The sequence below is a fragment of the Neobacillus sp. YX16 genome, from assembly GCF_030123505.1.
GTDB lineage: Bacteria > Bacillota > Bacilli > Bacillales > Cytobacillaceae > Neobacillus.
Window position 1 is genome coordinate 3,890,915 of sequence record NZ_CP126115.1, and the last position, 12,373, is coordinate 3,903,287.

The window sequence follows — 12,373 nt, forward strand, 5'->3', positions numbered from 1 at the left end:
TATCAGTCCACAAGGACTGCATTATCCTTAGAAAGGAGGTGATCCAGCCGCACCTTCCGATACGGCTACCTTGTTACGACTTCACCCCAATCATCTGTCCCACCTTAGGCGGCTGGCTCCTTACGGTTACCCCACCGACTTCGGGTGTTACAAACTCTCGTGGTGTGACGGGCGGTGTGTACAAGGCCCGGGAACGTATTCACCGCGGCATGCTGATCCGCGATTACTAGCGATTCCGGCTTCATGTAGGCGAGTTGCAGCCTACAATCCGAACTGAGAATGGTTTTATGGGATTGGCTAAACCTCGCGGTCTTGCAGCCCTTTGTACCATCCATTGTAGCACGTGTGTAGCCCAGGTCATAAGGGGCATGATGATTTGACGTCATCCCCACCTTCCTCCGGTTTGTCACCGGCAGTCTCCTTAGAGTGCCCAACTAAATGCTGGCAACTAAGAACAAGGGTTGCGCTCGTTGCGGGACTTAACCCAACATCTCACGACACGAGCTGACGACAACCATGCACCACCTGTCACTCTGTCCCCCGAAGGGGAACGTCCTATCTCTAGGAGTGTCAGAGGATGTCAAGACCTGGTAAGGTTCTTCGCGTTGCTTCGAATTAAACCACATGCTCCACCGCTTGTGCGGGCCCCCGTCAATTCCTTTGAGTTTCAGCCTTGCGGCCGTACTCCCCAGGCGGAGTGCTTAATGCGTTAGCTGCAGCACTAAAGGGCGGAAACCCTCTAACACTTAGCACTCATCGTTTACGGCGTGGACTACCAGGGTATCTAATCCTGTTTGCTCCCCACGCTTTCGCGCCTCAGCGTCAGTTACAGACCAGAAAGCCGCCTTCGCCACTGGTGTTCCTCCACATCTCTACGCATTTCACCGCTACACGTGGAATTCCGCTTTCCTCTTCTGTACTCAAGTCCCCCAGTTTCCAATGACCCTCCACGGTTGAGCCGTGGGCTTTCACATCAGACTTAAAGGACCGCCTGCGCGCGCTTTACGCCCAATAATTCCGGACAACGCTTGCCACCTACGTATTACCGCGGCTGCTGGCACGTAGTTAGCCGTGGCTTTCTGGTTAGGTACCGTCAAGGTACCGGCAGTTACTCCGATACTTGTTCTTCCCTAACAACAGAGCTTTACGACCCGAAGGCCTTCATCGCTCACGCGGCGTTGCTCCGTCAGACTTTCGTCCATTGCGGAAGATTCCCTACTGCTGCCTCCCGTAGGAGTCTGGGCCGTGTCTCAGTCCCAGTGTGGCCGATCACCCTCTCAGGTCGGCTACGCATCGTCGCCTTGGTGAGCCGTTACCTCACCAACTAGCTAATGCGCCGCGGGCCCATCTGTAAGTGTCAGCGTAAACCGACTTTCAGCTTTTCCTCATGAAAGGAAAAGGATTATCCGGTATTAGCTCCGGTTTCCCGAAGTTATCCCAGTCTTACAGGCAGGTTGCCCACGTGTTACTCACCCGTCCGCCGCTAACCAAGAGGTGCAAGCACCTCAAGATTCGCTCGACTTGCATGTATTAGGCACGCCGCCAGCGTTCGTCCTGAGCCAGGATCAAACTCTCCAAGAAAGTTGATATAGCTCATTTTGTTACGTTGGCTTAGCTTTTCTAAAAAGCTAAAAAATTGTTTGTTGACGTTCTTGTTTGTTTAGTTTTCAAAGAACAAGTTTTGCTAGTTTAGTAGGAACAAAAAATATATTACCATATTCACTTCGTGAAAGTCAACATATTCTTGCGTTTTACTCGTATGTTCGACTCCCTCTCGAAGGGAACTTTTATATAATAACATTTTATTTACTTACGATTCAATAGTAATATTTTCCATAATGACCCTATTAAATAACTAATCATTATTAATATATATACAACTTAATCTTACACACCAAAAAACGAACGCATGGAAACCTCCATGCGTTCTAAAACATCATTTACTCAGACATAATCCTTTTTTCCCCTTCAATCGCTTTGATTGGATCAATATTCTGAGTAAATTCAAGTGTGCCCATGTATTTACCACTCTCATCCCTAACGGCAAAATAACGAATATAAACATATTTATCACGGAACTTAATCCAGAAATCTTCTGTATCCTTTCTGCCTGCTTTAAAGTCAGCTAGCAGTTCCTCCACCACATGTACACTTCTTGGAGGATGACAATTTTGGACAGTACGTCCAATCACTGCTTTTGTGCGGGCAAAAATTCTTTCTTTTCCATGAGAGAAGTAGCGGACTACATCATCTTGATCAATAAATGTGAGATCCACAGGTAAATGATTTAACAACAGCTCTAGTTGTTTTAAAGATAATATCCCTGTTTCCATTTTAATAAATCCTTCAGAGATTGCTTTCTCTTTCAATGCATGCCTTTCAGGCTTCCAAACCTCTGTAGGTGCAATCAAGCAATATCCAATTTCATCACTTTCACGTGCAATTTTTACCCATTCATCTTCGGTAAAATTATTCAATGCCATCGGAAAGAGAATATTTTCTTCTCTATAAATCATGGTGATAACTTCCTGAATAACAAATTTTAATACTTCAATAACTGTCTGCTTGTCCCCGTTATACGAAATAAGCTTCATCCTAGCATCTTTAATTGCATCACGAATAAAGTCATTAATACGCCACATATTATTTGTTGGTCCATAAATGCCATACGTTTCTAAATAAGGGAAAATTAAATTTTCTTTTCGGCTGTAGTGCTTGTCAATATCAAGAAGAAGATTGATATCCCCTAAAAGGTCAATAATATTCTCAGAACTTTCGTCCTTTTCAAATTGCTCTAAGTGTACTTGAAGTTGGGTATTTACCAATTTATCTAGTTCCTTATTTTCTAAAATAAAGGTGTGGATAGGATGTCCTGGGTGCTCCTCAGGCTTATATGTTTTTTCAACTTCTTCAATAGATCCTCTAAAGATTTCTGTATGTTTGGCGTGTAAATGATGCATTTCCTCAACTGAAAGGTCTCCAAAATCATGCTGTAACTGGGAAATTTCATCGATAGTTATTTTTCCGATAAACGCATCAAAATGTGCTTTTACCTCATTAACATTTTTTCCGTCATGAAGATCTTTAAAGATTTGCTTTAAAATAGCTTGACGTTTACTTGGATTATTAGTTAGTTCTTCACGATTATTAATTAATTCACTCATGTATATTCTCCTTCGCTAGTTGCTCTGATTTAAATGCTATTGATAATTAATCTCATACATAAAATAACACCATTTAAAAATTCTGATTGTGATTAACATCATTGGTACATAAATAAACTTTAAAATGTGATAAATTTATGGACGGTGAAATTGACAGAGATTCTTATCCGTGTTATATTTATCTCGAATTAAAGATATTTTACTTCAAGAGATTGATTAATCCCTATCAAAGGGAAAAATAAATGAAGACATACTATCAATGGAGGAATAAACTTGAATAATTTAAAAGGCATTCACCATGTAACGGCTATAACTAGCAGCGCCGAAAAAAATTATGAATTTTTCACTTATGTATTAGGAATGCGTCTTGTAAAGAAAACAGTAAATCAAGATGATATTCAAACTTATCACTTATTTTTTGCAGATGACACCGGGAGCCCAGGAACAGATATGACATTTTTCGATTTCCCTGGTATTCCAAAAGGCGTGCATGGAACAAATGAGATTTCAAAAACTTCATTTCGTGTACCGAGTGACGCAGCAATAGATTATTGGGCAAAGCGCTTTGACAGATTAAATGTTACCCATACAGGAATAAAAGAACAATTTGGCAAGAAAACGATCTCGTTTGTTGATTTCGATGACCAACAATACCAATTGATTTCAGATGAAAACAATCAGGGAGTTACCGCAGGTGTACCTTGGCAAAAAGGTCCAGTCCCGTTAGAATTCGCTATTACCGGGTTAGGTCCAATTTTTGTAAGAATTGCTAACTTTGATTATTTTAAAGAAATGATCGAAAAAGTACTTCTTTTTAAAGAGATTGCTCAAGAAGGCGCCTTTCACTTATTCGAAGTTGGTGAAGGAGGTAATGGCGCACAAGTAGTTGTTGAATATAATGCGGTCCTGCCACAGGCACGACAAGGATTCGGTACCGTTCACCACGCAGCGTTTCGGGTAGAAGATCGTTCTGTACTGGATGAATGGGACAAACAATTACGCTCTTATGGATTCCAAACATCAGGTTTTGTCGATCGCTACTTTTTCGGTTCTCTATATTCAAGGGTTGCTCCTCAAATCTTATTTGAATTTGCAACCGAAGGTCCTGGATTTATGGGCGACGAACCATATGAAACCCTTGGTGAAAAATTATCCTTACCACCTTTCTTTGAATCAAAACGTGAACAAATAGAAAAATTGGTACGTCCAATAAATACGGTTAGAAGTACTATAGATTTTAAAAAGGAATAAAAATGAAAGTGCCAGCAGGAAAACTGCTGGCACTTCTTTGTTTATTATAGTGTTGTAATAATGGGTCCATTTTTTGAAAGGATAATAGTATGTTCGTACTGCGCAACATAACTTTCTTCGGTTACATAAGTCCAATCGTCACCTTCAATTTGAAAAACTTCTTCTTCTTTTGTTGAAATAAAAGGTTCGAAAGCGATAACCATGCCTTCCTTTAATAGCTCATCATCCCACGTATCATGATAATTATAAATATGATCAGGGGCTTCATGTATTCTTCGTCCGATTCCATGTCCTGTTAAGTTCATGATAACCGTTAATCCGTGTTGACGCGCAGTTTGGATGACTGCCTTTCCAATCCCGCTTTTCTTTGAACCAGGTTTTGCTTTCTTTAAGCCTGCTTCAAAAGCCAATTTCGCAACATCACATATCTTTGTTAGAATCTCTTCCCCTTCACCTACAACAAATGAAATGCCAGTATCAGCGAAGTAACCATTCTTTGAACCAGAGACATCAATATTTACGATGTCACCTTCTTGAATGACCCTATTACCAGGTATTCCATGTGCCACTTCTTCATTGATACTTATACATGTGTAGCCAGGGAAATCATATTCACCCTTTGGCGCAGAGATTGCACCCGCCTTTTCAAAAAGCTGTCCTGCTATATCATCCAATTCCTTTGTTGTTATGCCAGGTACTGTTCTTTGTACCAATTCATCTCTAATTTCGGCACAGATTTTGCCGATTTCTTTCAATGCTTTAATATCTTCTTCTGTTTTTGCAATCATGTGTTTTCCCTACTTATCATATTATTATCGTTGTAAACTTTCCATTCTTATATTTTAGGCTTACCTATAGTAAAAATTCAAGTATGTTTCCGTTTTGTAAAAAATTGATATATGCCAAAAAACCTATTCTCTTTGCAACCAGTGGGCTGGCGTCACTAATGCGGCTGGTAATTTAGTATGTTTGTTACCCTTTGCGGCGTTCACTTGAGCTTGTGTTAGAAAGATACATCCAGTAAGATTAGCATCACTGATATCCGCATCCCTAAAATCCGCTCCGATGACATCACTCCATCTAAGGTCAGCATTTCTAAGATCAGCAGCTATAAGTAAAGCACCTCTTAGGTTTGCTCCCTTTAAATCCGTACCTCTTAACTTTGCACCTAAATAATCCATTCCCCTTCTTGTATTTTTATTGCTTTTAAGTACTTGTGCACGAACCATTTCACTAGTACGAATCAGTAACTTATTTACCTTCGTTCTATGCTCCGCAACATCAATATTCAGTATATACTCTGGCCTTTTATTGGTTAGATTTTCTGTATCTTCAATACTCTGATTTACTTCTTTATGAATCGATTTTGCAGCATCGATTGTTAATACTTCATTTAGGTACCATAGCATCTCATGAACTTGCTGCACAATAGGATATACATCAAACATTTCTTGCGCTATATCTTTGTTCGAGCGCCAGTCCATGCCTTTATATGTAACTTGAGATACCTTTTGTCCAGCTCCAAAACATTCATAAGCCGCACAGCCTCGAAACCCTTTATTTCGAAGGTCTTTATGTATACCGCATAGGTAATTGGATTGTAGGTTACGACAAGGATTTCCGCCGTCTTTGTCAAAGGCGAAATCAACTGATTTTGCATAAGGTAGAGCGACACAGCACAAGCCAAAGCAGTTTGCACAATCTGCACGCAACTCTTTTAAAATATCGTCGTCTACTGTTAAAGTATTGGACAATTGAAACACTTCCTTCTATATAATAAGCCTAGCTTTTTGTTCGTTTGAAAATCTTAGCTAGGTAATATCTTACCACAGAAAATACCCATCCGTCTTTTCCCATCTATGTTTGTATTCTATTCATTCCGAAATCTATTAAAATCGTTCCCTCCTTACATTTAAACGACACCGCACGGGCATGATTCTCTGTCTATCGTTCCCTTTTTCCATAAAAACGACGACACACTGGACCGATTCTCTGTGTATCGTTCCCTCTTCCCAAAAAAGCGAGGCCGTACGGGCAATATTCTCCCTCTTTGGCGACAAAAAAACACAACCCTTATCAGGTTGTGTCTCGCTTTGCCTGGCAACGTCCTACTCTCACAGGGACAAAGTCCCAACTACCATCGGCGCTGAGAAGCTTAACTTCCGTGTTCGGTATGGGAACGGGTGTGACCTTCTCGCCATTATTACCAGACTCTAAAAGAGTTGAGGTTTCATTCCCTCAAAACTAGATAATTTCAGAAGAAGTTGTAAAACGAGTTCGCCTTTAAAAATTGGTTAAGTCCTCGAACGATTAGTATCAGTCAGCTCCACATGTTACCACGCTTCCACCTCTGACCTATCAACCTGATCATCTTTCAGGGTTCTTACTAGCTTGACGCTATGGGAAATCTCATCTTGAGGGGGGCTTCATGCTTAGATGCTTTCAGCACTTATCCCGTCCGCACATAGCTACCCAGCGATGCCTTTGGCAAGACAACTGGTACACCAGCGGTGCGTCCATCCCGGTCCTCTCGTACTAAGGACAGCTCCTCTCAAATTTCCTGCGCCCACGACGGATAGGGACCGAACTGTCTCACGACGTTCTGAACCCAGCTCGCGTACCGCTTTAATGGGCGAACAGCCCAACCCTTGGGACCGACTACAGCCCCAGGATGCGATGAGCCGACATCGAGGTGCCAAACCTCCCCGTCGATGTGGACTCTTGGGGGAGATAAGCCTGTTATCCCCGGGGTAGCTTTTATCCGTTGAGCGATGGCCCTTCCATGCGGAACCACCGGATCACTAAGCCCGACTTTCGTCCCTGCTCGACTTGTAGGTCTCGCAGTCAAGCTCCCTTGTGCCTTTACACTCTGCGAATGATTTCCAACCATTCTGAGGGAACCTTTGGGCGCCTCCGTTACTCTTTAGGAGGCGACCGCCCCAGTCAAACTGCCCACCTGACACTGTCTCCCACCCCGATAAGGGGTGCGGGTTAGAATTTCAATACAGCCAGGGTAGTATCCCACCGACGCCTCCACCGAAGCTAGCGCTCCGGTTTCTCAGGCTCCTACCTATCCTGTACAAGCTGTACCAAAATTCAATATCAGGCTACAGTAAAGCTCCACGGGGTCTTTCCGTCCTGTCGCGGGTAACCTGCATCTTCACAGGTACTATAATTTCACCGAGTCTCTCGTTGAGACAGTGCCCAGATCGTTACGCCTTTCGTGCGGGTCGGAACTTACCCGACAAGGAATTTCGCTACCTTAGGACCGTTATAGTTACGGCCGCCGTTTACTGGGGCTTCGATTCAGAGCTTCGCTTGCGCTAACCCCTCCTCTTAACCTTCCAGCACCGGGCAGGCGTCAGCCCCTATACTTCGCCTTGCGGCTTCGCAGAGACCTGTGTTTTTGCTAAACAGTCGCCTGGGCCTATTCACTGCGGCTCTTCGAGGCTATTCACCTCAAAAAGCACCCCTTCTCCCGAAGTTACGGGGTCATTTTGCCGAGTTCCTTAACGAGAGTTCTCTCGCACACCTTAGGATTCTCTCCTCGCCTACCTGTGTCGGTTTGCGGTACGGGCACCTTTTATCTCGCTAGAGGCTTTTCTTGGCAGTGTGGAATCAGGAACTTCGGTACTATATTTCCCTCGCCATCACAGCTCAGCCTTTACGGTAAGCGGATTTTCCTGCTTACCAGCCTAACTGCTTGGACGCGCATATCCAACAGCGCGCTTACCCTATCCTCCTGCGTCCCCCCATCACTCAAACGATAAAGAGGTGGTACAGGAATATCAACCTGTTGTCCATCGCCTACGCCTTTCGGCCTCGGCTTAGGTCCCGACTAACCCTGAGAGGACGAGCCTTCCTCAGGAAACCTTAGGCATACGGTGGACGGGATTCTCACCCGTCTTTCGCTACTCATACCGGCATTCTCACTTCTAAGCGCTCCACCAGTCCTTACGGTCTAGCTTCAACGCCCTTAGAACGCTCTCCTACCACTGACATCGTAGATGTCAATCCACAGCTTCGGTGTTACGTTTAGCCCCGGTACATTTTCGGCGCAGAGTCACTCGACCAGTGAGCTATTACGCACTCTTTAAATGGTGGCTGCTTCTAAGCCAACATCCTGGTTGTCTAAGCAACTCCACATCCTTTTCCACTTAACGTAAACTTTGGGACCTTAGCTGGTGGTCTGGGCTGTTTCCCTTTTGACTACGGATCTTATCACTCGCAGTCTGACTCCCACGGATAAGTCTTTGGCATTCGGAGTTTGTCTGAATTCGGTAACCCGATGAGGGCCCCTAGTCCAAACAGTGCTCTACCTCCAAGACTCTTACAACGTGAGGCTAGCCCTAAAGCTATTTCGGAGAGAACCAGCTATCTCCAAGTTCGATTGGAATTTCTCCGCTACCCACACCTCATCCCCGCACTTTTCAACGTGCGTGGGTTCGGGCCTCCATCCAGTGTTACCTGGACTTCACCCTGGACATGGGTAGATCACCTGGTTTCGGGTCTACGACCACATACTAAAATCGCCCTATTCAGACTCGCTTTCGCTGCGGCTCCGTCTCTTCAACTTAACCTTGCATGTAATCGTAACTCGCCGGTTCATTCTACAAAAGGCACGCTATCACCCATTAACGGGCTCTAACTACTTGTAGGCACACGGTTTCAGGATCTATTTCACTCCCCTTCCGGGGTGCTTTTCACCTTTCCCTCACGGTACTGGTTCACTATCGGTCACTAGGGAGTATTTAGCCTTGGGAGATGGTCCTCCCAGCTTCCGACCGGATTTCTCGTGTCCGGCCGTACTCAGGATCCACTCAGGAGGGAACGAAGTTTCAACTACAGGGTTTTTACCTTCTATGACGGGCCTTTCCAGACCGCTTCATCTACCCCGTTCCTTTGTAACTCCATGTTGAGTGTCCTACAACCCCAAGAGGCAAGCCTCTTGGTTTGGGCTATGTCCCGTTTCGCTCGCCGCTACTCAGGGAATCGCGTTTGCTTTCTCTTCCTCCGGGTACTTAGATGTTTCAGTTCCCCGGGTCTGCCTTCAATACCCTATGTATTCAGGTAAAGATACTACTCCATTACGAGCAGTGGGTTCCCCCATTCGGAAATCTCCGGATCAAAGCTTACTTACAGCTCCCCGAAGCATATCGGTGTTAGTCCCGTCCTTCATCGGCTCCTAGTGCCAAGGCATCCACCGTGCGCCCTTTCTAACTTAACCTAAAAGGTTATTTTCTTCTTAATTACTTAAGAGAGAAAAACTAATGTGGCGATTCTCGGTTTTACTTTGACTTCTTCTTACGATTATCTAGTTTTCAAAGAACGATTAAAAAAAGCTTTGAGAGAATTGCTCCCTCAAAACTAAACAAACAAGTAACAGTCAACTTTTTATCAGTCCACAAGGACTGCATTATCCTTAGAAAGGAGGTGATCCAGCCGCACCTTCCGATACGGCTACCTTGTTACGACTTCACCCCAATCATCTGTCCCACCTTAGGCGGCTGGCTCCTTACGGTTACCCCACCGACTTCGGGTGTTACAAACTCTCGTGGTGTGACGGGCGGTGTGTACAAGGCCCGGGAACGTATTCACCGCGGCATGCTGATCCGCGATTACTAGCGATTCCGGCTTCATGTAGGCGAGTTGCAGCCTACAATCCGAACTGAGAATGGTTTTATGGGATTGGCTAAACCTCGCGGTCTTGCAGCCCTTTGTACCATCCATTGTAGCACGTGTGTAGCCCAGGTCATAAGGGGCATGATGATTTGACGTCATCCCCACCTTCCTCCGGTTTGTCACCGGCAGTCTCCTTAGAGTGCCCAACTGAATGCTGGCAACTAAGAACAAGGGTTGCGCTCGTTGCGGGACTTAACCCAACATCTCACGACACGAGCTGACGACAACCATGCACCACCTGTCACTCTGTCCCCCGAAGGGGAACGTCCTATCTCTAGGAGTGTCAGAGGATGTCAAGACCTGGTAAGGTTCTTCGCGTTGCTTCGAATTAAACCACATGCTCCACCGCTTGTGCGGGCCCCCGTCAATTCCTTTGAGTTTCAGCCTTGCGGCCGTACTCCCCAGGCGGAGTGCTTAATGCGTTAGCTGCAGCACTAAAGGGCGGAAACCCTCTAACACTTAGCACTCATCGTTTACGGCGTGGACTACCAGGGTATCTAATCCTGTTTGCTCCCCACGCTTTCGCGCCTCAGCGTCAGTTACAGACCAGAAAGCCGCCTTCGCCACTGGTGTTCCTCCACATCTCTACGCATTTCACCGCTACACGTGGAATTCCGCTTTCCTCTTCTGTACTCAAGTCCCCCAGTTTCCAATGACCCTCCACGGTTGAGCCGTGGGCTTTCACATCAGACTTAAAGGACCGCCTGCGCGCGCTTTACGCCCAATAATTCCGGACAACGCTTGCCACCTACGTATTACCGCGGCTGCTGGCACGTAGTTAGCCGTGGCTTTCTGGTTAGGTACCGTCAAGGTACCGGCAGTTACTCCGATACTTGTTCTTCCCTAACAACAGAGCTTTACGACCCGAAGGCCTTCATCGCTCACGCGGCGTTGCTCCGTCAGACTTTCGTCCATTGCGGAAGATTCCCTACTGCTGCCTCCCGTAGGAGTCTGGGCCGTGTCTCAGTCCCAGTGTGGCCGATCACCCTCTCAGGTCGGCTACGCATCGTCGCCTTGGTGAGCCGTTACCTCACCAACTAGCTAATGCGCCGCGGGCCCATCTGTAAGTGTCAGCGTAAACCGACTTTCAGCTTTTCCTCATGAAAGGAAAAGGATTATCCGGTATTAGCTCCGGTTTCCCGAAGTTATCCCAGTCTTACAGGCAGGTTGCCCACGTGTTACTCACCCGTCCGCCGCTAACCAAGAGGTGCAAGCACCTCAAGATTCGCTCGACTTGCATGTATTAGGCACGCCGCCAGCGTTCGTCCTGAGCCAGGATCAAACTCTCCAAGAAAGTTGATATAGCTCATTTTGTTACGTTGGCTTAGCTTTTCTAAAAAGCTAAAAAATTGTTTGTTGACGTTCTTGTTTGTTTAGTTTTCAAAGAACAATGTGTCACTTGTTTAAGCGACAAAAATTATTTTACCACGTTCTCTTCGTTTGAGTCAACATATTTTTTCAATATCATTATGTTGTTTACCACTCCGCGAAGGAACTTTCTTATAATAACACCCTATAAGACATACCGCAATATGTAAAACCTTCCAATTTCTTTTATCCCTAAACATAAAAACCTGCTTAAATGGTGGATTTAAGCAGGTTTCTTCTATATATATAATCATCCATGATAATTGTCTTTTCTTAATGACAGGATAGAGGATTCCCCTTTTTCATACATTCCCAGCAATTTTTGAGTCATTCTTAATTTAGGAACAATACGAAACACCCAAAACGCTGAAATGGTGCTAATGATTACCCCAACCATGATATCTGCTGGATTGTGAACGCCTACCCAAATACGTGATATACCAACTAGAAATGCAAGCAGTATCCAGAAAAATCCTTTACCGCCTCTAAATAACCAGAATGTCATACAAAATGAAAAAAACAAAATAGTATGGTCACTTGGAAATGAATTATCAACTGCTTTTTCTATTAATTGATTTACGTTAGTAAGTTCGGCAAACGGCTGTTTATTGAAATGAATCTTTCCTGCTAACTTCCCAACTATCTCAGCAATAACAAACGTGATTGAACCACAAATAATCATGATTCGATTCTGTTTTATCCGGGTAACCCAGAAGATGATTACCGCTAAGGCTAAGAAGATAACCATATATTCCGCAATAAATACAAAAATAGGATTAAAGAATGTATGTTGTTTCCCTAAATCATTTATTAGTCTAAATAAATTCTCATTCATAATATAACTCCTCCACTTACCTTCTACTTAAGAGGAGTATATGACAGTCATTGTGATTCCTAAATTTCTTTTC

5 protein-coding genes and 4 rRNA genes are annotated in these 12,373 nt (G+C 44.6%); 1 reads left to right on the forward strand and 8 read right to left on the reverse strand.

Going from position 1 to position 12,373, the window contains the following annotated elements; translation table 11 throughout:
- Positions 1 to 31: 31 nt before the first annotated feature.
- Both QNH48_RS19015 and QNH48_RS19020 read right to left on the reverse strand, forming a co-directional pair.
- Positions 32 to 1,581 (reverse strand): 16S ribosomal RNA (locus QNH48_RS19015).
- 359 nt (positions 1,582 to 1,940) lie between these two features.
- Positions 1,941 to 3,164, reverse strand: coding sequence for a DUF438 domain-containing protein (locus QNH48_RS19020; RefSeq protein WP_283951572.1), 1,224 nt, complete (start codon positions 3,162 to 3,164; stop codon positions 1,941 to 1,943).
- Between the two features lie 273 nt (positions 3,165 to 3,437).
- Here QNH48_RS19020 and QNH48_RS19025 point away from each other — a divergent pair, with 273 nt between their 5' ends.
- The gene (locus QNH48_RS19025) at positions 3,438 to 4,415 is read left to right on the forward strand and encodes a ring-cleaving dioxygenase (protein ID WP_283951573.1); all 978 of its coding nucleotides are present in this window, start codon (positions 3,438 to 3,440) and stop codon (positions 4,413 to 4,415) included.
- A gap of 44 nt (positions 4,416 to 4,459) precedes the next feature.
- On the opposite strand, the gene map is transcribed toward QNH48_RS19025, so the two are convergent.
- The 6 genes from map to QNH48_RS19055 form a co-directional block, all read right to left on the reverse strand.
- Entirely contained in the window at positions 4,460 to 5,203 is a 744-nt protein-coding gene (gene map, locus QNH48_RS19030) for a type I methionyl aminopeptidase (protein WP_283951574.1), read from the reverse strand.
- A gap of 123 nt (positions 5,204 to 5,326) precedes the next feature.
- A complete protein-coding gene (locus QNH48_RS19035; RefSeq protein ID WP_283951575.1) occupies positions 5,327 to 6,169 on the reverse strand; it encodes a pentapeptide repeat-containing protein in 843 nt (280 codons plus the stop codon).
- Between the two features lie 341 nt (positions 6,170 to 6,510).
- Positions 6,511 to 6,626 (reverse strand): 5S ribosomal RNA (rrf, locus tag QNH48_RS19040).
- A gap of 79 nt (positions 6,627 to 6,705) precedes the next feature.
- Positions 6,706 to 9,642: ribosomal RNA gene (locus QNH48_RS19045) — 23S ribosomal RNA — on the reverse strand.
- Between the two features lie 199 nt (positions 9,643 to 9,841).
- Positions 9,842 to 11,391, reverse strand: a 16S ribosomal RNA gene (locus QNH48_RS19050).
- The 16S, 23S and 5S rRNA genes sit together here, the layout of an rRNA operon.
- 324 nt (positions 11,392 to 11,715) lie before the next feature.
- The gene (locus QNH48_RS19055) at positions 11,716 to 12,300 is read right to left on the reverse strand and encodes an undecaprenyl-diphosphatase (RefSeq protein WP_283951576.1); all 585 of its coding nucleotides are present in this window, start codon (positions 12,298 to 12,300) and stop codon (positions 11,716 to 11,718) included.
- Positions 12,301 to 12,373: the final 73 nt, after the last annotated feature.